Source organism: Enterococcus sp. AZ170, from assembly GCF_050545135.1.
GTDB classification, from domain to species: Bacteria; Bacillota; Bacilli; order Lactobacillales; family Enterococcaceae; genus Enterococcus_L; species Enterococcus_L ureilyticus.
The window spans coordinates 935,420-958,196 of record NZ_CP172947.1; the positions used below are offsets into that span (position 1 = coordinate 935,420).

The following is a 22,777-nucleotide window of genomic DNA, read 5'->3' on the forward strand; positions in this document are numbered from 1 at the left end:
CAAAACGCAATGAGCGTTGCCTCAAGCTTTTAAAAGGATCGTTGTAATAATAAGTGCGTTAATTGAGTTAGCTGTTCTTTACCTAAACAATCAGGTAGTCTTTCAATATCGGTCAAAGCCTTTTCTGTTACTCGTTTAGCAAATGCTTTTGCATCATTTACGCCCTCTAGTTCGTAAACAAGTTGAGCAACTTCACTTGCTTGGGTAGTTGTTATGGCCGCCCCCTTTTCTAAATAATTGTTAAAGCGCTCTGGTGATTTTTGCATCGCAAAGAGCAACGGTAATGTGTAAACACCTTGAGCGAGATCTTCTAAGACGGGCTTTTTTAAGGTTTTGACATCTGCGGTGTAATCTAAGATATCGTCATAGACTTGAAAGGCAATCCCAATATGGCGACCAATCCGTCTTGCCAGACGCTGGACCTCAGCACAAGCAAAGCCAAAATGAGCACCTTCTAAACAACTTAATGAGAATAGTTCAGCTGTTTTGCCATTAACGCTGCGTAAATAATCGGAAATCGTCATGTTCTTTTTATAACGTGTGTGCATTTGATCTAATTCACCGAGTAGTAATCGTTTCATCGCAGAAGCGTTCGTATGTAAGAAATCTGAACCATTCATTGTATCAGCAAGTAATTCAAAGAACTCTGTGAATAATAAATCTCCTGTATAAACGGCAACATCTTTGCCATAACGAGATTGAATCGTAACAGCTCCTCTTCGAAGAGGAGAATCATCGATGATATCATCGTGGACAAGTGTGGCCATGTGTAAAATTTCGATTGAAGCAGCAATTTTTATTAGTTGTTGATGGTCTTGTTTTTGTTCATCGCCAATTTGAGTAAATAAAAAAAAGAAGGCAGGGCGCAATAATTTTCCACCAGAACACGTTAGCTCGACTAAAGCTGCTTCAATTTCTTTGTTTCGTATTTTTACTTGATGTTTGATCAATTCACAAGTTTCGTTTAGTTGTTGTTGGATAATAGGAAATTCCTTCCAAAAATCATTCATAACACAATAGTCCTTTCAGTAATTCAATACTATTGATTGTATACGATGTTGGTGAAGAAATACAAGTAAATTATTCTGTGAGCATAAAACTAAATAATGTAAGGAGAGAAGAGTATAATTTGAATAGAGAAGTTTTTTTTGAATTAGTTGAACTAAAAGCAAAGACAGCCAGTGTTTTACCCTTTCTTTTAGGAATTTGTTTTAGTTGGTATCATTATGGAAGTTTACATTTAGGTTATGTTCTTATTTATTTTATTGCGATGTTTATTTTTAATATGGCTGTTGATATTTTAGATAACTATAATGACTACCACCATGCCAAAGAAGGGCATGATTATAAAGAAAAGACGAATATCATCGGGCGGGAGAACCTGTCACTATCAATGCTTCGTCAATGGATCATTTGGATGATCATCATCTCAGCATTGATGGGAATCGGTTTATCTATGATTGTCGGTTGGCCGCTATTGTGGTTGGGGCTGTACTGTTATTTGATTGGAATCTTTTATTCTTCTGGACCCAAACCATTATCAAGTTTGCCTCTGGGTGAATTCTTTTCAGGATTTACGATGGGCTTTATGATCATGTTGATTTGTGTCTATATCAATACATTTGATTCTTTTCAATGGACAGCGGGCAATCTTGGCAGTATCTTCTTAGTATCACTACCCAATACTTGTTTGATCGCTAATTTAATGTTAGCAAATAATATTTGTGATTTAGAAGAAGATGAAATGAATCATCGCTTCACCTTAGTTCACTATTTAGGGAAGAAAGCATCGATTGGTTTGTTTGTCGGATTGATCGTGATTGCATTTGCATCGATTGTGTTGAGTGTTGTTTTGGGCTTAACACCGATTACGATGTTATTGACGTTACTTGTTTTGCCATATATTTGGAAACAAACGAAGTTATTTTTAAAGGAGCAAGTCAAAACAAAGACATTTATTTGCGCTGTTAGAATTTTAGCAGTCGGAGCACTGGCACAAGTTGTATTTTTCGCCATAGGATTGTGGCTTAAATAATAAATAAAAAGGTTAAGAGGGGATTTTAAAAATGAGTAAGCATGTCGTTATTTTGGGCGCTGGCTATGCCGGATTAAGAGCGCTCCATGAATTACAAAAAGGAAACAATGAGTTGAAAATCACATTGGTTGATCAAAATGATTACCACTTTGAAGCAACAGATATCCACGAAGTTGCAGCAGGAATCCAAACGTCAGAAAGAATTACTTATCCAATCAAAGATGTTGTAAAATCAGCATGTACGACGTTTGTACAAGGTAGAGTGGAAAAAATCGATAGTGAAAATCAACTTGTTCATTTGAAAGATCAAGAAGCGATTTCTTACGATTATTTGATTGTAGCTTTAGGTTATGAATCAGAATCATTTGGTATTCCAGGTGTTGAAGAATTCTCATTAAAAATGGTCGATATTCCGACATCAGAAAAAGTCTATCAACATTTAACAGAACAAATGAAAGCATACAAAGAAACAAAAGATGAAAATTACCTAAAAATCGTGGTTTGCGGTGCAGGTTTCACTGGGATCGAATTATTAGGTTCATTGCATGAAGGCAAGAAAAAACTAGCTGAAATCGCAGGTGTTGAGCCTGACAAGATTCAATTGTATTGTGTTGAGGCTGTGACTCGTTTATTGCCAATGTTTAGTGAAAAATTAGGTGGTTACGGAATCGATCATTTGAAAAAATGGGGTGTTAATTTCTTAGTTGGAAAGCCAATCAAAGAGATCAAACAAGATACGGTTGTTTATTTAGATAATCAAGAAACAAATGAATTAAATGAATTAACAGCAAAAACAATCATTTGGACAACTGGTGTCAGTGGCAGTCATGTTGTTGGTGATTCTGGTTTTGCAGCAAAACGTGGACGTGTGATGGTTAAACCAGACTTAACAGATGCAGATCATGAGAATGTCTACATTATCGGTGACTGCTCTGCTGTGATGGATAAAGAATCAAATCGACCTTATCCGACAACTGCACAAATTTCACTTAAAATGGGTGAACACGCAGGTAAGAACATCAAAGCCCAGTTAAAAGGAGAACCTACGAAAGAGTTTACGTTTAAATCGCTAGGTTCTGTCGCTTCTATTGGCAATAGTCATGCGTTTGGTGTTGTTGGTAAAATGGAAGTCAAAGGCTATCCAGCTTCATTCATTAAAAAAGCAATCATGGATCGTTCTTTATTTGAGACAGGTGGAGTGAAAGAAGTGTTAGCTAAAGGTCGTTTTGATTTTTACCGTTAAAGAGAAAATTGTAGTATAATAAAATCAATCGAAATGCAACGAAGGGTTCCAAGTAGAAAGTTGTTTTGAAATGACAGAAAGTCAACGGCTGCTGGAAGTTGGCCAAAACAACATTTTGAATTACAAATCTGGAGCATGATGTTTATTCGGGTGAGATCCGTTAACGTCTTTTGAGAGGAAATTATTATTTAATTTCAACTATGGGTGGTACCGCGTGTAAGGATACGTTCAAGACAAAATCATAGGATTTGTCTTGTCGTTTATTCGTCCCTGACAGTCTATTTTTGATTGTCAGGGACTTTTTTATTTTTAAATCGTTAAATTGACAGGAAAAAGGGGATTTTAGATGAACAAAGAGTTAAGTGTCAAAGAAGCATTTATTGTATTTCTATCATTATTATTGATTATTAGTATTTGTGTGATCGGCATCGGTATGAGTCCGATTTTCCCAGTGTTATGTGCTTTAGGCTTATTAATAGCTTGGAGTAAGTGGCGGCAAGCTTCCTGGGATAAGATTCATGAAGGGATCATTGAAGGGGTTAAAACAGGAATCGTTCCGATGGTCATATTTATTTTGATCGGTGCCTTGATTGCAGTTTGGATTGCTAGTGGTGTGATTCCAACCATGATGTACGCTGGATTTTCTGTGATTAGCACCACGATTTTTTTACCATCGGCCTTTGTTAGTTGTGCAGTAGTGGGAATTTCGGTTGGCAGTGCCTTTACTACTGTTTCAACAATTGGCTTGGCTTTAATGGGGATGGGAATCTCAATGGGGTTCAATTCTGCGATACTAGCCGGAGCGATCATTTCAGGTGCTGTTTTTGGTGATAAAATGTCGCCGCTCTCTGATACGACCAATTTAGCTTCTGCGATTGCCGGAGCAGATTTATTTAAACATATTCGAAATATGATGTGGACGACCGTTCCAGCCTTTATTCTTTCGTTTATGCTATATGCAATTATTGGCTTTCAAACAAAAATTGGGCAAACAATGATTGAAACAAACCAATTTTTAGAAGTATTACAAGAAAATTTTTCGATTAGCTGGTGGGCGCTTTTACCGATTCTGCTGCTAGTTTTTTGTTCAATCAAACGGGTTCCAGCTATTGCTTCATTATTGGTCACGATTTTAGTTTCAAGTGTGATGTATTTGTTTCAAGAAAAGACGGTTGATTTAAAACAATTGAGTACGATAATCGAAAATGGGTTTGTTTCAGAAACAGGAATGGAACAAATTGATGCTTTGTTGACCAGAGGGGGGATTCAAAGTATGATGTGGTCAGTCTCATTGATTCTTTTAACATTGTCATTGGGCGGGTTATTGATGAAAATGGACGTGATCACTGTTTTGATGGCGCCGCTTGCTGCTAAGTTGAAATCAACAGGTAGTTTAGTAGCTGCGACAGTTTTCAGTGGTGCCTTGGCTAATTTAATGATCGGAGAGCAGTATCTATCCATCATTTTACCTGGCCGTGCTTTTAAAGAAAGTTATGATAAATCAGGTCTTGCCCCAGAAGTTTTGTCACGCGCCTTGGAAGATTCTGGAACAGTTCTAAATTCATTGATTCCTTGGGGAGTAAGCGGAGTATTCATGGCAAGTACACTGCAAGTGGCTACATTAGATTATGCACCATTTAGTTTCTTTATTTTATTCTGTCCGATTTTGTCGATTTTTTCTGGTATAACTGGAATTGGGATTCATAAACAAGCATCTTTGGTAGAATAAGTAATGCGAATAAAGGCGTGTGTTTATTCAAAATCATTAAAATTTTAAGAGAAACAATGGGGGTACTTTTGTTCGGCTCTATTTTTAGGTATAATGGATACTGATTGAAAAGAGGGATGTTACATGGCACAAAAACGGAAAAGTGCAAAAAAGAAAAAAACTAAAAAGCAACTACAACAGCAGGAGCATCTTAATTTCATTTTTCTCGGTATCTTTTTTATCTTCTTTGGATTATTTGGATTATTAAAATTAGGATTCCTTGGCACATTGATTGCCAACGGTTTACGTGTGGTCATAGGAAATACTTTTTCAATAGCAGCTATTTTACTCATGCTTTATGGGCTGTCATTAGTAATCTTTGGGAAAGAATTTCCAATTAAAAAAAGTCGCCCAATCATTGGTGGGTTGATCATTTACTTAGGGGTTTTACTATTTTTACATGCTTACATGTTCCGCAATGTAGGAACTCAGTCACCTGATATTATTGGAACTACTTGGGATTTTCTTCGAATTGACTTAAAGAGAAGTACCGTGGCTGAAAATGTTGGCGGTGGAATGATCGGTGCGCTCTTGTATAGTGGGACATTTTTCTTAGTTGCTCAATTTGGTAGTTATTTAATTGCGGGATTACTTGTATTGTTTGGGGCATTTTTAATCAGTATGCTCGATTTTCGGCAAGTGATGAACGGCCTACAGATTGTCAGAGAAAAACTTAGTGGCATAACAGCTAAAAGTAGTGAAAGACAAGCAGAAAAAGAAGCCAAACGAGCAGAAAAACGTGCAGCTAAACAAGTAAAAATGGAACAAATGGCGCAAGAACGTTTAAAAAATGATGTACGAGAATTAACACCAGGTGAAAAATTAGCGCATGAAGCTCGGGAACAAGAAGAAAAAGATTTACAAGAACCGGAGCAATTAACACTCGTTCCAATCGATAGCTTCCAAAGTCAGGCACAAGAACCACTAACTCAGCCTAAAACAACGACTACTCCTGAACTAGAAGAAAGTGGCGAGTTAGATTTTGAGATTTCAGAAGAAGCCGAAGATCGTGACTATGAACTGCCACCTTCAACCTTATTAGATTCGATCCCAGCCTCCGATCAAAGCGGAGAGTATCAAAAAATCGAAAAAAATATTGGCGTATTAGAACAAACTTTCAAAAGCTTCGGCGTAGATGCAAAAGTTGTCAAAGCCAGTCTGGGACCAGCTGTAACGAAGTTTGAGATTCAACCAGCTGTAGGAGTTAAAGTCAGTAAAGTAGTTAGTTTGACGGATGATATTGCCTTAGCGCTCGCGGCAAAAGATGTCAGGATGGAAGCGCCGATCCCAGGGAAATCATTGATCGGGATCGAAGTGCCCAATAGCACAGTTAGCACAGTATCATTTAGAGATATCATCGAAGCGGCTCCCAGCCATCCAGATAAATTACTAGAAGTACCACTTGGCCGCGATATTTCTGGTATGGTGCAGTCCGCAGATTTGGCAAAAATGCCTCACTTGCTGATTGCAGGATCGACCGGAAGTGGGAAATCAGTTGCGATCAATGGGATCATCTCCAGTATTTTAATGAGAGCAAAACCTCATGAAGTGAAACTGATGATGATCGATCCCAAAATGGTAGAATTAAATGTCTACAATGGGATTCCCCACTTACTTACACCTGTTGTGACAAATCCAAGAAAAGCAGCTCAGGCTTTACAAAAAGTTGTACAGGAAATGGAATTCAGGTATGAAAAATTCGCCGCTTCAGGTGTCCGAAATATTTCTGGGTATAATGAATTAGTTATTCAAAAAAACCTTGAAGATGGCGAAAATCGTCCGATTTTACCATTCATTGTTGTAATCGTTGACGAGTTAGCCGATTTGATGATGGTAGCGAGTAATGAAGTGGAAGATGCAATCATCCGTTTAGCCCAAATGGCACGTGCGGCTGGGATCCACATGATTTTGGCAACACAAAGACCAAGTGTCGATGTCATCACAGGAATCATCAAAGCAAATGTTCCGTCAAGGATGGCATTTGCCGTTTCAAGTGGAACCGATTCTAGAACGATCATCGACAGTAATGGAGCGGAAAAACTATTAGGCCGAGGGGACATGTTGTTCCTACCAATGGGTGAGAACAAACCGATTCGTGTCCAAGGAGCGTTTATTTCAGACCATGAAGTTGAACGTGTTGTGGCATTTGTGACCGAACAGCAAGAGGCTGATTACCAAGAGAGCATGATGCCGACAGAAGAAGATACAATGAGTAACGGTTCAAGTGATACACCACAAGATGATCTGTATGAAGAGGCGAAAGCATTGGTGGTAGAAATGCAAACAGCCAGTATTTCATTATTGCAAAGAAGATTTAGAATTGGTTACAACAGAGCAGCTCGTATAGTAGATGAATTAGAAGAGCATGGTGTGATTGGACCATCAGAAGGCAGCAAACCAAGGAAAGTCTTTCTTGAACAGGTGCCAGAAGATGCACCAATCGATCATGGATCAGAGTAAGAATGTTGAAAAAGTGGGGTGAGCAGAAAAGCTGACTCCATTTTTTATTTATTAAAGACGAAACAATGGATGCTATATGTACACAGTTTCTCTAAAGAGGTTTGCCATAAATGTAAACTTTGGTATAATGTACAAAATACTATAGAACAGATGGATGAATTGCTAATTAAAGTATAAATGCGATTAGAATTAAGGAATTCGCAATACAAGACGAATAAACTAAAATAAAACGATACACTAATAAATTATATAAGGATGGAGAATATGAGAAGAAAAAGCGTATTATATCTAGACGTGGCAGAACAAATCAAATCAGATATCATGAATGGCACATATCCTGTAGGTTCCTTGTTACCAACAGAAGCAGAGCTTGAACGATTATTTGATGTAAGCAAGATAACGGTTCGTCGAGCGATTGAATTATTATCTTCAGAAGAGTTAGTTGAAAAGAAAAGTGGTAAAGGAACAACTGTTTTGAGCAATCGTCCTTATAATAAATTGTCAAAAGCGGGCACATTTACAGAATATTTAAATGACTCTGGACAACAAGTAGCTAAGAAAATTCTGAAATTAGAGAAAGTAACTTTAGAGATTGATTCTCCAATCTATGCTTGTCTTGGAGCAGAAGCGATCAAGGTCGCTCGTCTTTACACGTTAGATGATCGTCCTTATATCTTTTTTAATTATTATCTCCCAACGATTATGGCTGATGTGCCAGTAGAAGATTTTGAACAGGAGTCCTTATATCGTTTGATGGATCAACATGGCATCGAAATCATCAAGTTTGAGGATAGTTTTCAAACAGTAGAATTGACTAGTGAACAGCAAGAAACTCTAGCAACTTCCGAAAAAAATGGACTAAAAAGAATTCGTAAATCAGTTGGTCTTTCTGGTGAAATCGTTGAGTTCTCAGAAGCAATTTATAATACAGCTCTTTATCCGTATGTTATTGAATATGAAGCTTAAAGAAATAACAGATTACTTACAAAAGTGTAAGCAATCTGTTATTTTTTTCTATGGTGTGTTCGTTGTAATTGGATTAGACTAAAACAGTAGAGAAAAGGAGCGATGATGATGTTACAAGTAGAAAATTTAACGAAAACATATGGAACTGAAATCAAATATGAAGCACTAAAAGGATTGGATTTAACGGTAAATGACAGTGAATTTATCGGGATTATGGGTCCTTCTGGAAGTGGAAAGAGTACTTTTTTGAATCTTTTAGCAACAATCGATCAGCCGACATCAGGACAGATTTTAATGAATGGCAAAGACCCTAATCAACTAAATCAAGAAGAAATTGCGAAATTCAGACGAAGAGAGCTAGGCTTTATTTTTCAAAGTTTCAATTTGATGCCAACGTTGACTGTAGAAGAGAATATTATTTTACCATTAACCTTGGATGGGGAAAAAATTTCAGTGATGAAACGACAGCTCAATCTTTTAGCGGATCGCTTAGGAATTGCACCGTTGCTGAAAAAACGTATTGCAGAAATTTCAGGAGGCCAAGCTCAACGTGTGGCTGTCGCTCGTGCAATGATCCATCAACCCCAACTTTTATTGGCAGATGAGCCAACAGGAAATCTAGATACAAAATCATCAAAAGACGTCATGCAATTATTACAACAATTAAATGAAGAAGAAAAAGCTACGATTTTAATGGTAACCCATGATCCTTTAGCTGCCAGTTATTGCAAGCGAATCGTTTTTATCAAAGACGGTGAATTGATCGATGAGATCCATCACAATGGAAATCAAAAGATGTTTTACGATGAAATCATGGTGAAACTATCTGAGATTGAAGGTGTTGATAATGAGTTTTAGTCAATTTGTCATTCGAAATACTTTAAGAAATAAACATTTATACATGGCATATTTTTTAAGCACACTTTTTTCAGTGATGGTCTTCTTCACCTTTACCGTGTTTGCGTTTCACCCGTCATTAGCTGATGGCTTGAATGATAAGGCACAAATCGGTATGTTAGCAGCTGCAATCATTATTTATGGCTTTGCCTTTTTCTTTGTCCTATACTCCATGGATGTCTTCATCCAGTCTAGAAAAAAAGAATTTGGTCTATTAATGATCCAGGGAATGAGCCCGAAGCAACTAAAAAAAATGGTTTTTATTGAGAATTTAGTTATTGGTTTTTTTGCTACGATCATTGGTAGCTTGGCTGGAGTTGGCTTTTCACAGGTGATTTTATGGTTGAGTAATAAATTGATGCATGTCAGTTTCGGTTTCTATTTTCCAACACAAGCACTAGGGTTAACGATTATTTCTTTTACAGCCTTATTTTTAGCTATTTCGTTTTTCATTCAGTTTCGTTTACCAAAGTTAAGTTTACAGGAATTGTTAAAAGCAGGTGACTTGGGTAAAGGCACGATCCAAAGCTCGCGTGTTAAAACGATGTTAGCGATCGTTTTGATCGGTGCAGGTTATGCAATTGCTCTATTAGTTAAAGGCATGTTAGTTCCCTTTGTCATGATCCCTGTGATTTTTCTAGTAGTTGCAGGTACGCGTTTTTTATTCAATCAATTAAGTGTTTCAGTTATTGAGCGTTTAAAAAAGAAACAAGCTATTTTTTGGAAAAAAACGAATATGGTGGTTTTTTCAGATTTAGCTTTCCGTATGAAAGACAATGCCCGCTCTTTTTTCTTAGTATCGATTATTTCAACGGTGGCATTTGCTGCGATCGGAACGCTATATGGGTTTCAAAATATGATCTTAGATGGAATGAAGCAAGTGCCATATGAGTTTCAACTCACTGGAACAGCTGAGGAAACAGCTGGGATAAAACAGACCTTTACCCAATTGTTAGCGGATAAAGGGATACAAGTGGATGAGGGAGAAGCAACGATTTATACAAATGCTGAGCAAATTGATGTGATCAAAGAATCTGACTATAATCATCTTGCAAAATTAGCGAACAAACCAACGATTCAAACCCAAGGGAACGCTGTTCAATTGCGACTAGCGAATGAAATCGGCATACAAGAAGTAACAATAAATGAAGTGAAACTGCCAGACGAGGTAACGTTACCTGTCACTAAAACAGAAAAATCGGCGGTCGTCTCAGCCTATGCCACAACGGTCATCGTACCAGATGAGACCAAGCTACAAAGCTTGGAAAATACGATAACGACTGTTTGGCAGCCTAAAAATGCTAGTTACGATGAACTGGTTTCTGTGGGTAAGTTCCAAGAGAAAAATCCACTTTTGATGGCCAAAAGTTATTCGCAACAAACGATTACAAATGAATATGCACCAATTTTATTTGTGGGAATCTTTATCGGAATTGTCTTCTTTGTTTCTGCCGGCAGCTTCTTATATTTCAGATTATATAGTGATATGGACGCCGACGTTGAGAAATTCAAGATGATTTACAAAATGGGGTTAGCGAAAAAAGAATTGAAGAAAATGATTTATCAGCAAGTGGGAATCCTGTTCTTTACACCGATTATTGTCTCGGTGATTCACGGAGCTGTGGCTTTGACTGCGATGTATCATATGTTTAATCAAGGGATGCAAATAGCTGGTTGGCAAGTATTAGGGATGTTTATCGTGATTCAAATCATCTACTATCTAATTGCTCGTGTCTTTTATTTCAAAAAAGTTTATCGATTGATTCAAGCTTAGAAAAAAGAAAACCTCTGCAAACGAGTGAAGCGTTTGTAGAGGTTCTTTTCAATAAGTAGTAGTTTCAAAACTATAGAAACAAAGTGCTGCATAACCTAGAGAACATATGGACAAATCGTGGACAATAAGTTATAGTATGAAGCGAATGTTTAGAAGAAATGAGGAAGAGAACTAGTGGAAAAAGCATCCATTTATGGTTTAACAAAAGAAGAACTGATCGCATGGTTCATCGAACATGACGAAAGAAAGTTCCGGGCCACTCAAGTATGGGAATGGCTATATATCAAACGTGTCATGGCATTTAATGAAATGACAAATTTGTCAAAAGAGGTTATTGATTTATTAGAAGAAAACTTTATTATCAATCCATTGCGCCAAGTAATTATTCAAGAAGCGAAAGATGGTACTGTGAAATATCTTTTTGAGTTACCCGACAAAAATATGATCGAGACAGTTTTAATGCGTCAAGAATATGGGATGTCTGTATGTGTGACGACTCAAGTTGGGTGTAATATTGGCTGTACCTTCTGTGCCAGTGGCTTGCTAAAAAAACAACGTGATCTGACAGCAGGAGAAATCGTCGCCCAAATCATGTTAGTTCAACATTATTTTGACGAACGTGGACAAGGTGAGCGAGTTAGCCATATTGTTGTAATGGGGATCGGTGAACCGTTTGATAACTATGATAACTTAATGAATTTCCTACATACGATCAATGATCCAAAAGGCTTAGCAATTGGCGCTCGTCATATTACAGTTTCAACAAGTGGATTAGTACCAAAAATCAAAGAATTTGCGAATAATGGCTTGCAAGTCAACTTAGCAATTTCTTTACATGCGCCAAATAATGATGTTCGTACATCGATCATGCGCATCAACCGTAGTTTTCCTATCGAAAAATTGATGGATGCAGTCGATGAGTATTTGGAAAAAACAAATCGTCGAATTACGTTTGAGTATATCATGTTGAGTAATGTGAATGACCGTCCAGAACATGCCCAACAATTGGCTGATTTATTGAAGGATAAGAAGAAGTTAACCTTTGTTAACTTGATTCCATATAACCCAGTTAGTGAACATGACCAATATAGCCGTAGTGAAAAGGCAGATGTATTGAAATTCTATGATATTTTAAAGAAAAATGGTGTCAACTGTGTGATTCGAAAAGAATATGGCACAGATATCGATGCTGCCTGCGGACAATTGAGAAGTAAACAAATAAAAAAAGCTAAACGATAGAAAAAGGCCGAGACAAAACTGATTTTTAGTTTTGTCTCGGCCTTTTTTTTCTATTCGTCATTTGAAATAGTAAATCCATAATCAATAATGTGTTCTTTTAAATAACGTAAGTATTCGTTACCCATTGGTGACAGAGACATCTGAGCCGGATGGATCCAGCCGATTTCCATTGTTTCATCCACTTCTAGAGGTAAAGCAACGATATTCTCATCATTCAATTCACGGCTTAAAACACCTGAGCTAATCGTGTAGCCATCTAGCCCGATCAAGAAATTGAATAATGTTGCTCGATCACTTACACGAATACTTTTTTTATGATAAAGAGTACTCAAAATCTCTTCAGAAAAGTGAAAAGAATTAAACTGTCCTTGTTCAAAAGAAAGATAGGGGAAGTTCTCCAAGTCATTTAGAGTGACTGATTTTTTCCCGACCAAAGGATTCTTTTTGCTTACAAAAACATGAGGATGGGCAGTAAACAATGAATGAAATGTTAGCTGTTTTTCCTTTAATAGTTTACGAATCACATTTTCGTTGAAGGAATTTAAATAGAGAATACCTAATTCGCTTTGAAAAGTGCTGACATCTTCAATTATATTATTCGTTTGCGTTTCACGAAAAGTAAATTCATATTCATTCTTTTCATAAGATTTGATTAGTTGAACAAACGCATGAACCGCAAAAGCATAGTGTTGAGCAGAGACGGAAAACAATCTTCGACGTGTTTCTTGTCCCTTATATTTCCCCTCCATTAATTCCACTTGTTCTAAAATCTGTCGAGCATACGATAAAAATTCAGTTCCTTCAATTGTTAAAACCATTCCTTTTTGTGTACGCCGAAAAATTTGAATGCCCATTTCCTGTTCGAGTTCCTTAACAGCACTTGAAAGACTTGGTTGGGTAATAAAAAGATGCTTTGCAGCTTCATTTACTGAACCTAATTCAACGATTTTAACGATATAATCCAATTGTTTGATCCGCATGATATCAGACCTCCTTAATATAAAAGCGGTATGGACTGGTTTGGCTCGGTGGAGAGTAATGCCCGCCTTTTAGTAGCATTAGAGTTCAACTTGAATCACTTGTACTCCTTGTTTTTCGATTGCTCGAATCACTTCAGGAGAAGCAAAAGTATCTGTAATTAAATAGTTGATATCTTTAATTTTACCACTAGTAAAATTAGAAGAAAAACCAATCTTACGATAATCGGCAACAACAATGACTAACCCATTTGTTCGCTCAATAATCAAAGAATTGATTTTAGACTCGTGTAAGACAGGCGTGGTAATACCATTTTCAATACTCAGTCCAGAACAGCCGATAATTGAAATATCAGAAGACATTTTTGAAAATGAGTCGATTGCAATATCACCAACTAAAGCTTCTTTTGGAAATCGAATTTCACCACCAGATAAAATAACGGTAGAATTTGGATTGTGGTCTAAATTAGCTACTTTTACATTGTTCGTCACGATCGTTACACGTTTATTCTCTAAGTTTTTTAAAGAAGATAAAGCAGTTGAGCCGGTATTGATAAATAAAGTATTGCCATCTTTAACAAACTCAGCCGCTTTTTTAGCAATCGCATTTTTTAAAATTTCAATTTCCTCATTGTAATCCTCGGTCCCGGTTTTTTGAACAATTTTGGCTTTACCATGAGTTCGTTGAACTAAGCCCATCTTTTCTAACGCCGTCAAATCACGACGAATGGTTATTTCTGAAACAGCAAGCTCAAGGCTGATTTCTTTCACTAATAGACTTGTTTCTGTGGTCAATAGTGCGAGTAGTTTGTCTCGACGCTCTTTGATCATTTGATGCGAGCTTTTCATATGTGCTCCTCCTTTTTAACTCAATTGAGCTATTGCAAGTGTTTTTCCTATCTCTTTGGCTTCTTTCAATAAACGATGCCCAGTTGATTGATTGTTTAGTTTAAGTAAACATTGACCTTTTAGATATAAAAGATAGGTCAATTCACGATTATTTAGTCGATTCTGATCAACTAAATCTAATTCACTTAAGCATTTTTTAGTTCTATTTTGATGGAAATACTTGATTCCAGTAATTTCATGCCATGAAAATAATCCGCGAATTTGCTTTTTTTTACTATTTTTTATCTTGAATAGACGATCTAGGCAAAAAGTCAAATTTTCTTCCTCTTCTAAAAAAAAATAGCAGTACATTTGCGTATGATAATAAATGAAGAGGTAATCCAAAGTAGAATGGAAAAATTTTTGATTGTTCTGTAGATGGTCCAAACATGTAACGTACTTTCCAGCATCTAATAAAAGTAAACTGTCAAAAATAATAATAGACTGTTTGAAGCCATTAAACAAATCTTTTTCCTTCAATTTTTCTTTTAGGGTTATTGCTTCAGGCAAATTACACTTAACGGTCAAAGCGTAAATCATTTTTTCATAGATCGTTTTTAAATATTCAAAAAGTATCACAATACCTAATGCTACAACTCCGACAACACCAAAAAACACTTTAGCACCAAGTGCTTGGGAACTGACAACAAGAGAACTAATATAAATCGCAAATAATAAATAAACAAACCATAAGAGTGCCTTTTTTCCAAAGTAAATCCCTTTCCAAACTGAATGTTTCATGTTTATCACCTCTTTATCACTATATCATACAAATGATTGAATGAACATAAAAATAAGGCTTTTATAATTTTGTGACGATAATTTTGTTTATTCGCTCTTAAAAATGATTAAACGATCATAAAAATGGATTGAAAACGGTTTAAAATATTGTAGAATGAAAAGTGTAAATAGATTGAGAAAAGGTGGAGAGATGATATGGCGACGATTCATGATGTAACGAAAGAAAGTTGGATTTTAAGTACTTTTCCTGAATGGGGAACGTATTTAAATGAAGAAATCGAACAGGAAGTAGTAAAAGCTGGGACAGTTTCACTGTGGTGGTTAGGTTGTACAGGAATTTGGCTGAAGTCTCATGAGGGAACGAATATCCTATGTGACTTGTGGTGCGGCACAGGAAAACAAAGTCATGGTAATGGCAAGATGAAAAAAGGACATCAAATGATGCGTATGAGCGGTTGTGAGAATATGCAGCCGAATTTACGAACTCAGCCGTTTGTTATTGATCCATTTGCCATAAAAGATGTGGATGCTTTGGTTGTAACACATATCCATTCAGATCACTTAGATATCAACACAGCGGCAGCTGTTCATCAGAATTGTCCAAATGCGCGTTTTATTGGGCCAAAAGAAGTCATTGCTACGTGGTTGAGGTGGGGGATTCCAGAAGCTAAGACGATGGTTGTAAAACCGGGTGACCACGTCTCAATCAAGGATGTGGATATTGTTGCTTTGGAGGCTTTTGACCGAACTGCACTAGTGACTTGTGAAGACCCAGAAGTAACATTACGAGGGAAAGTACCGCAAGATATGGATGAGATTGCGGTGAATTATTTATTTGAAACAAGTGGCGGTAATATCTATCATGCAGGAGATTCCCATTATTCTAATATGTTTGCAAAACATGGAAATGAACACAAAATTGATGTTTGTTTAGGTGCTTATGGTGAAAATCCTCGCGGGATTACTGATAAAGTGACCTCAGTTGATATGTTAAGAATGGCAGAATCATTGAATGCCCAAGTTGTGATTCCAGTTCACTACGATATTTGGGCAAACTTTATGGCAGATCCTAAAGAAATTACAGAAATTTGGAAGTTTAAAAAGGATCGCTTGAATTATCAGTTTAAGCCATTTATTTGGCAAGTTGGCGGGAAGTTTACATATCCGAATGATAAAGATCAGCTTGAATTTAATTTTTACAGAGGGTTTGATGATGTCTTTACAAAAGATAATGACACACCGTTTCCATCATTTTTATAAGAAAGGAGTAAGTGCATGCTAAAGTATTTTTATGATAATGAATTGATTCGATTTTGTGAAGAAACGCCTTCTGATTGGAAGGCTGCCATCGCTCTTAGCTGCCAGACATTACTGGAAAAGAAGATCATCACACAGCAATATATAGATGAGATCATAGAATGTGTGCAAAAATATGGACCATATATCGTGATCGTTCCAGGTGTGGCGATGCCGCATTCGTCAGAGGAGAGTCAGGGAGTTTTAGGTACAGCTATTTCATTTACAAAAATGAAGCAAGATGTAGTGTTTGAAGAAGGTAATGTTGAAAAAAATGCCCGTTTATTTTTCACATTAGCTGCTAAAAATAGTGAAGAGCACGTCGAAAATATTTCAAAACTATCAGAAATGTTGATGACTGAAGGCGTGATCGAGGCATTGATGACAGTAGAAACGATGGCAGACTATCAAAGAGTGATGACTACTTTTGATCTATAGAAAGAAGGGGAGTAAATGACGCAAATATTAGATTTTTTAATGGGGGTTTGGGATTATTTTGCTGCAAATATTTTAACACAACCAGCATTTTTGATTGGGTTTATTGTACTTTTAGGATATGTTTTATTAAAAAAACCATTATATGAAAGTATCGCCGGTTTTTTAAAGGCAACTGTTGGATATCTGATTTTAACTGTGGGATCAGGAGGATTGGTGAATAATTTTCGTCCGATTTTAGTTGGCTTAAAAGAACGATTTGATCTAGATGCGATGGTCATCGATCCTTATTTTGGCCAAAATGCTGTAACCGCAGGTATCGAAGAAACGTTTGGACGAACGTTCAGTGATACGATGATTTTACTGTTGATTGCGTTTGTCATGAATATTTTATTAGTTCGTTTTAAAAAATATACGAAGTTACGAGCAGTTTTTACAACTGGAAATGTTCAAATACAGCAAGCCGCAACAGCCTTTTGGATTTTGTTATTCTGTTTTCCTGACTTAGGACAAATTCAAATTCTATTGATCATGGGACTTATTTTAGGCTGTTATTGGGCTGTGGGCTCTAATTTGACCGTTGATATTACACAAGATTTAACGGAGGGAGCAGGTTTTGCGATTGCACATCAACAGATGTTTGGCGTATTCATTTTTGCGAAGTTAGCTGAAAAAATGAAAAAGGATAAAAACAATCGGAAACTTGAGGATGTAAAACTTCCAGGATTCCTATCTATTTTCAATGAAAATATGGTGGCAACCTCAATCCTAATGCTATTCTTTTTTGGAATTATATTAGTTGTATTAGGACCAGCATATTTGATTGAGGCAGGTTTTATGGTAGAAGGACAAAGTTTCTTTTTCTATATTTTACAGACTGCATTATATTTTGCTGTCTATCTAGCCATTTTACAATTAGGTGTTCGAACATTCGTTTCAGAATTGACAGAATCATTCCAAGGAATTTCCAATACATTGTTGCCAGGGGCAGTTCCTGGGATCGATGTCGCTGCGACATTTGGATTTGGTTCACCAAACGCAGTAACGATTGGTTTCTTATTTGGGGCGCTAGGACAATTTATAACGATTGGTCTATTGATTTTATTTAAATCGCCAGTAATTGTTATTGCAGGTTTTATTCCACTATTTTTTGATAATGCAGTAATTGCAGTTTACGCAAATAACCGAGGTGGATTTAAAGCTGCATGTATTTTCCCATTTATTTCAGGGGTGATCCAAGTTCTAGGGTCCGCTTTGATAGCAGCTTTCATTGGTTTATCTCAATATGGCGGTTATATCGGAATGTTTGACTGGGCAACTGTTTGGCCAATCATGACTGTATTAATGAAATATTTAGGTTATTTTGGTGTAGGTTTAGTCGTTATTTTACTACTAGCAATCCCGCAATTGCAATATCGGGCAAATCCTGAAGGCTATTTCTTGATTACGGAAGACTATGATGCATATGTTAAAAAAATGGCAGCTAAAGGAGCTTGATTATAGAATAGTCTCTAAAAAAGCCCAGCCGATCCTGCTTCACTTTTACATTTACTTAGCTTTAAGAGCTAGCCTTTCAGGAAAAAGTAAAAAACAGTAGAAAGAATATACTGTTTTTCTTTCTATTTTTGTCAGGGCTAAAAACGAGTTCTTTGGGCTTTAAAACTTTAGGAGGAAATTAAAATGAGAGTATTAGTATCTTGTGCAAATGGTTCAGGAACAAGTTTAATGATGAAAAAAAGTGTAGAAAAGGCATTGAAAGAACTTGGTTTTACTATTACCAATATCCATCACTGTGCGATTTCGGAAGGGAAAAGCACAGCTGGACAATACGATGTAGTTTTTTGTCCAATGAATTTTCTCAATATGTTTGATGATGCAAAGAAAAAAGGAATTACAGTTGTAGGTGTGAAGAATGTTATGTCGGCAAAAGAGATCAGTGAGCGGGTACAAGAAACAGAATTAGCCGCAAAATTTAAATAATTCTGCTTATAGGATTCAGACTAGATAGCTAGTTCGTCCTCAATCAATTGGTAAAGGAGAGAAATAAATGAGTAGACCTAATTTACAAGTAGCATTAGATCATTCAGATTTACCTAGTGCAATCAAAGATGTCGCAGCAGTCGGTGAGATTGTAGATATCGTAGAAGTTGGTACGATTTTATGTTTACAAGCTGGAGCGCAAGCTATACGCTGTATTCGTGCATTATATCCAGATAAAAAAGTAGTTGCAGATACTAAATGTGCAGATGCTGGGGGGACTGTTGCAAAAAATTGTCGAGAAGCAGGAGCAGATTGGATGACTGTTATCTGCTGTGCCACGATTCCAACCATGAAAGCTGCAGCGAAAGAAGTTGAAGAAGTTCAAGTTGAATTATATGGGGATTGGACATATGATCAGGCCCAAAGATGGTTAGAGGCTGGGATTTCTCAGGCGATTTACCATCAAAGTCGAGATGCGCTTTTGGCAGGAGAAACTTGGGGTGAAGCCGATCTGACAAAAGTAAAAAAATTGATTGAGCTGGGATTCCGTGTTTCTGTTACCGGTGGGTTGGATGTTGAATCGTTAAAATTATTTGCAGGTCTTGACATCTATACATTCATTACAGGTCGAGGTATTACGGCTGCTGTAGACCCTAAAAAAGCAGCACAGGATTTTCAAGATGAAATTAAACGTATTTGGGGGTGAGACTGGTGACCACAATAGGAATTTACGAAAAAGCACTCCCAAAAAATAGTAGTTGGAAAGAACGCTTATTGCTTGCCAAGCAATTAGGCTTTGATTTTATTGAACTGTCAATCGATGAAACAGACGAACGTCTAAAAAGGTTAGATTGGTCAAACGATGAGCGTAAAGAAGTAAGAGAAGCAATTCATGAAACCGGTATAAAAATATTATCGATCTGTTTAAGTGGGCATCGGCGCTATCCTTTCGGCTCTAAGGAACAGGTGAAAAGAACAAAAGCGCTAGAGCTGATGGAAAAAGCAATCAATTTGGCATCGGATCTAGGGGTACGTACAATTCAATTAGCTGGCTATGATGTTTATTATGAATCAAAAACAGCGCATTCAAGGGAGTATTTTATTAGAAATTTAAAGAAAGCGGTAGCGATGGCAGCAGCAAAAGAAGTCGTTTTATCGGTAGAAATCATGGATGATCCTTTTATGAGTTCAATTTCTAAATTTTTAAACATCAAAAAACAGATTCCTTCACCATACTTGCAAGTGTATCCAGATATTGGAAACTTATCAGCATGGCCAGAAAATGATGTTGGCTATGAATTAGAAAAAGGGATTGATCAGATTACAGCTATTCATTTAAAAGATACTTTAGCAGTAACAGAAGACTTCAGCGGGAAATTTAAAGAAGTTCCTTTCGGTACGGGATGTGTTGATTTTTTAGGGTGTTTCAAGACATTGAAACGTTTGGATTACAGTGGTCCTTTTTTGATCGAAATGTGGAGCGAAAATAGTAAGACACCGGAGAATGAAATTGAAAAAGCAAAAGAGTTTCTATTTCCTTATTTAAAGGAGGCGGGCTTTAGTGTTAAATAAACGATTGCTACAAGAGATGAAAGAACGAGTATTTACCGCAAACTTAGCATTACCAGATTCTGGATTAGTGAAACTTACTTGGGGAAACGTTAGTGAGATCGATCGAGATGCTGGAGTCATTGTCATCAAACCCAGTGGAATCCCTTATAGCAAGATGAAAATTTGTGATATGGTGGTGACAAATTTAAATGGTGACTTGTTGGAGGCAGGATTAAAACCATCTTCTGATTTAGCAACTCACATTGAATTATATAAAGCATTTAAAGAAATTAATTCAGTTGTACACACGCATTCAAAACATGCTGTAATGTGGGCGCAGTCTGGTCGAGAAATCCCAGCGTTTGGTACGACTCATGCTGATACTTTTTATGGTGGGATTCCTTGTACGCGGCAGTTGACATCAGAAGAAGTAACCTCTGCATATGAATTAGAAACAGGCAAAGTGATCATAGAAACGTTCAAAGAAAAAAGTATTGACCCTTTGGCTGTGCCAGGAGTATTGGTGTATGGACATGGACCATTTACATGGGGGGAGACACCTCAAAAAGCAGTAGAAAACAGTGTGGTTTTGGATGAAGTAGCTGAGATGGCTTGTATGACAGAAATGGTAAATAAGACTGTTCAACCAATCCCACAGTATCTTTTAGATAAACATTATTTTAGAAAACATGGTATAAGCGCTTATTATGGACAAGTATAAAAAATAGTAAAGATATTACATCGTGCAGGGAAAGTCAGATTTAGACTTCTCTGTACTTTTTTATTTTATAAAAATACTTGAATTAAAATATAGAAAAGCTATACTAGAAAAATAACTTAAAAAAGAGAAAGAGGTTGAGCATGGGGGAGAACAGATTAAAACGGGAGATTTCTCTATTTGGTGCCTTTTCAACAGTTATGGGGACTGTTATTGGGGCGGGTGTATTTTTTAAAACAGCAAGTGTAGTTAGTTTTGCAAAATCGCCCAGTCTAACGGTTTTTGCTTGGGTACTAGGAGGGCTATTGACTTTATGTGCTGGATTGACTAGCGCTGAGTTAGCAACAGCGATTCCAAAAACTGGTGGGGCTGTAAAATATATAGAGTACACTTATGGAAAGCTTCCAGGTTTTTTATTAGGGTGGGCACAAAGTGTTATTTATTTTCCTGCAAATATTGCGGCATTATCTATAATTTTTGGGACACAATTTATTCACTTATTTCATTTATCTACTAATTTGTTATTACCGATAGCTATCGGTACTGGCTTAAGTGTGACACTAGTCAACTTGTTAGGGACTAGAATGGCTGCGAATTTACAATCGTTTACTTTGGTGATTAAAATGATCCCAATTGCTTTGATTGTGTTGGTGGGACTTTTTATGCCAGCTAATGTAGAAGTTTCATTATTTCCTGTAAGAACTGGAGGAGACGTTGGTTTTATTCATGCACTTAGCGGAGCTTTATTGGCGACTATGTTTGCATATGATGGATGGTTGGGTGTTGGAGCAGTAGCGGGGGAAATGAAGCAGCCAGAAAAGGATTTGCCTAAAGCAATTTTTTTAGGCTTGACGTTCATTACGATCGTCTATGTTTTAATTAATTTTGTTTTTCTTAAAACGTTATCGATCGACCAACTTTCTGGTAATCTGAATGCAGCATCAGAAGCATCTAATCAAATTTTTGGATCGATGGGTGGTAAGTTAGTAACGATTGGTATTTTGATTTCTGTTTATGGAGCATTAAATGGTTATACTATGACAGGTATTCGCGTTCCCTATGCATTGGCATTAGAGGAAATGATTCCATTCAGTCAACAATTTCAAAAATTATCGAAACGCTTTGTTGTTCCTTATATTGCTGGGATTTTTCAATTTTTAATTGCGGCTGTCATGATGTTTTTAGGTAGTTTTGATTTGTTAACAGATATGTTAGTTTTTGTGATGTGGTTGTTTAGCCTATTGATTTTTTCGGCAGTATTTATTTTAAGAAAAAAAGAACCCGAGCTTAAACGTCCATATAAGGTACCGTTTTATCCTGTAATTCCTGCAGTAGCTATTTTAGGTGGATTATTCATTTTGATTACTACGTTATTTACACAAACAGTTTTAGCAAGCATCGGTATAGGAATCACTTTGTTAGGAATTCCAGTGTATCTGCTAAATCAAAAAATAAAAGGATTAAAGAAAAAATAATTTTGCTTTATTATTTGAAAATACTTACTTTATATTAAGAGCTTAGTAAAAATATTAAGCAATTATTAGCGTAATTGGTTTTAACTAGATCTTCGTCATTAGATTTAAACGATACTATTTTCTAAGCTTTTGATTAAGAGTGGCTTTTTCTCAAAAATTTTAATAAAATTAACAATTTCTGAAAGTTATTCTGGTCAGTTCTTTAGTATAATGAATATATCAAAACGATAAACTATTTTGGGGAAGATAGTGCATCAGAACTCTTAATAAAGCTGTAAGTGTTGTTCTTTCAACATTTACGGCTTTATTTTTTGTTTTTAAGGCTAAGAATAAA

At 36.5% G+C, this 22,777-nt stretch carries 20 protein-coding genes; 16 read left to right on the plus strand and 4 right to left on the minus strand.

Annotated features, from left to right (window positions below):
- Window positions 1-29: 29 nt before the first annotated feature.
- Window positions 30-1,010 carry a polyprenyl synthetase family protein gene (locus tag IGJ55_RS04530; RefSeq protein WP_069640579.1) on the minus strand — a complete coding sequence of 327 codons (981 nt, stop codon included), beginning with the start codon at window positions 1,008-1,010 and terminating at the stop codon, window positions 30-32.
- A gap of 119 nt (window positions 1,011-1,129) precedes the next feature.
- Between IGJ55_RS04530 and IGJ55_RS04535 the strand changes: the two genes are divergently transcribed.
- From IGJ55_RS04535 to rlmN, 8 genes are all read left to right on the plus strand, one after another.
- Complete coding sequence (locus IGJ55_RS04535) at window positions 1,130-2,035, plus strand: prenyltransferase (protein WP_430607487.1); 906 nt, start codon at window positions 1,130-1,132, stop codon at window positions 2,033-2,035.
- Between the two features lie 31 nt (window positions 2,036-2,066).
- The gene (locus IGJ55_RS04540) at window positions 2,067-3,278 is read left to right on the plus strand and encodes an NAD(P)/FAD-dependent oxidoreductase (RefSeq protein ID WP_069640581.1); all 1,212 of its coding nucleotides are present in this window, start codon (window positions 2,067-2,069) and stop codon (window positions 3,276-3,278) included.
- A gap of 346 nt (window positions 3,279-3,624) precedes the next feature.
- A complete protein-coding gene (nhaC, locus tag IGJ55_RS04545; RefSeq protein ID WP_430607489.1) occupies window positions 3,625-5,007 on the plus strand; it encodes a Na+/H+ antiporter NhaC in 1,383 nt (460 codons plus the stop codon).
- 123 nt (window positions 5,008-5,130) lie between these two features.
- On the plus strand, window positions 5,131-7,506 hold the full coding sequence (locus tag IGJ55_RS04550; protein ID WP_430607492.1) for a DNA translocase FtsK: 2,376 nt from the start codon (window positions 5,131-5,133) through the stop codon (window positions 7,504-7,506).
- A gap of 264 nt (window positions 7,507-7,770) precedes the next feature.
- Window positions 7,771-8,472 (plus strand): GntR family transcriptional regulator, encoded by a 702-nt coding sequence (locus IGJ55_RS04555; RefSeq protein ID WP_207121114.1) that lies wholly within the window; start codon window positions 7,771-7,773, stop codon window positions 8,470-8,472.
- Between the two features lie 108 nt (window positions 8,473-8,580).
- A complete protein-coding gene (locus IGJ55_RS04560) occupies window positions 8,581-9,330 on the plus strand; it encodes an ABC transporter ATP-binding protein (protein WP_069640585.1) in 750 nt (249 codons plus the stop codon).
- Window positions 9,320-11,143 (plus strand): FtsX-like permease family protein, encoded by a 1,824-nt coding sequence (locus IGJ55_RS04565; protein WP_430607495.1) that lies wholly within the window; start codon window positions 9,320-9,322, stop codon window positions 11,141-11,143. Before IGJ55_RS04560 ends, IGJ55_RS04565 begins: the two co-directional genes overlap by 11 nt.
- Before the next feature lie 174 nt (window positions 11,144-11,317).
- A complete protein-coding gene (gene rlmN / locus IGJ55_RS04570; protein ID WP_069640587.1) occupies window positions 11,318-12,382 on the plus strand; it encodes a 23S rRNA (adenine(2503)-C(2))-methyltransferase RlmN in 1,065 nt (354 codons plus the stop codon).
- Window positions 12,383-12,432: 50 nt separating this feature from the next.
- Here rlmN and IGJ55_RS04575 read toward each other — a convergent pair whose 3' ends face one another.
- The 3 genes from IGJ55_RS04575 to IGJ55_RS04585 all read right to left on the minus strand — a co-directional run bounded on the left by IGJ55_RS04575 (window position 12,433) and on the right by IGJ55_RS04585 (window position 14,988).
- Window positions 12,433-13,362 carry a LysR family transcriptional regulator gene (locus IGJ55_RS04575; RefSeq protein ID WP_069640588.1) on the minus strand — a complete coding sequence of 310 codons (930 nt, stop codon included), beginning with the start codon at window positions 13,360-13,362 and terminating at the stop codon, window positions 12,433-12,435.
- Window positions 13,363-13,440: 78 nt separating this feature from the next.
- Window positions 13,441-14,208: a DeoR/GlpR family DNA-binding transcription regulator gene (locus IGJ55_RS04580; protein ID WP_069640589.1), complete on the minus strand. Its 768-nt coding sequence runs from the start codon at window positions 14,206-14,208 to the stop codon at window positions 13,441-13,443.
- Window positions 14,209-14,223: 15 nt separating this feature from the next.
- The gene (locus tag IGJ55_RS04585) at window positions 14,224-14,988 is read right to left on the minus strand and encodes a hypothetical protein (RefSeq protein WP_207121116.1); all 765 of its coding nucleotides are present in this window, start codon (window positions 14,986-14,988) and stop codon (window positions 14,224-14,226) included.
- A 195-nt stretch (window positions 14,989-15,183) separates the two neighbouring features.
- On the opposite strand from IGJ55_RS04585, the gene ulaG reads away from it, so the two are divergent.
- The 8 genes from ulaG (at window position 15,184) to IGJ55_RS04625 (ending at window position 22,443) form a co-directional block, all read left to right on the plus strand.
- Window positions 15,184-16,248, plus strand: coding sequence for an L-ascorbate 6-phosphate lactonase (gene ulaG / locus IGJ55_RS04590; protein WP_207121117.1), 1,065 nt, complete (start codon window positions 15,184-15,186; stop codon window positions 16,246-16,248).
- Between the two features lie 15 nt (window positions 16,249-16,263).
- Window positions 16,264-16,722 carry a PTS sugar transporter subunit IIA gene (locus IGJ55_RS04595; RefSeq protein WP_207121118.1) on the plus strand — a complete coding sequence of 153 codons (459 nt, stop codon included), beginning with the start codon at window positions 16,264-16,266 and terminating at the stop codon, window positions 16,720-16,722.
- A gap of 15 nt (window positions 16,723-16,737) precedes the next feature.
- Window positions 16,738-18,216 (plus strand): PTS ascorbate transporter subunit IIC, encoded by a 1,479-nt coding sequence (locus tag IGJ55_RS04600; protein ID WP_429950467.1) that lies wholly within the window; start codon window positions 16,738-16,740, stop codon window positions 18,214-18,216.
- 183 nt (window positions 18,217-18,399) lie between these two features.
- Window positions 18,400-18,699 carry a PTS sugar transporter subunit IIB gene (locus tag IGJ55_RS04605; protein WP_207121119.1) on the plus strand — a complete coding sequence of 100 codons (300 nt, stop codon included), beginning with the start codon at window positions 18,400-18,402 and terminating at the stop codon, window positions 18,697-18,699.
- Between the two features lie 67 nt (window positions 18,700-18,766).
- Window positions 18,767-19,405 (plus strand): 3-keto-L-gulonate-6-phosphate decarboxylase UlaD, encoded by a 639-nt coding sequence (locus IGJ55_RS04610; protein WP_069640595.1) that lies wholly within the window; start codon window positions 18,767-18,769, stop codon window positions 19,403-19,405.
- A gap of 5 nt (window positions 19,406-19,410) precedes the next feature.
- Window positions 19,411-20,271 carry an L-ribulose-5-phosphate 3-epimerase gene (locus IGJ55_RS04615; protein WP_069640596.1) on the plus strand — a complete coding sequence of 287 codons (861 nt, stop codon included), beginning with the start codon at window positions 19,411-19,413 and terminating at the stop codon, window positions 20,269-20,271.
- Window positions 20,261-20,971, plus strand: coding sequence for an L-ribulose-5-phosphate 4-epimerase (locus tag IGJ55_RS04620; RefSeq protein WP_340689691.1), 711 nt, complete (start codon window positions 20,261-20,263; stop codon window positions 20,969-20,971). The genes IGJ55_RS04615 and IGJ55_RS04620 overlap by 11 nt, the downstream gene beginning before the upstream one ends.
- 140 nt (window positions 20,972-21,111) lie before the next feature.
- Window positions 21,112-22,443: an APC family permease gene (locus tag IGJ55_RS04625; protein WP_207121120.1), complete on the plus strand. Its 1,332-nt coding sequence runs from the start codon at window positions 21,112-21,114 to the stop codon at window positions 22,441-22,443.
- The last annotated feature ends 334 nt before the right edge of the window (window positions 22,444-22,777 follow it).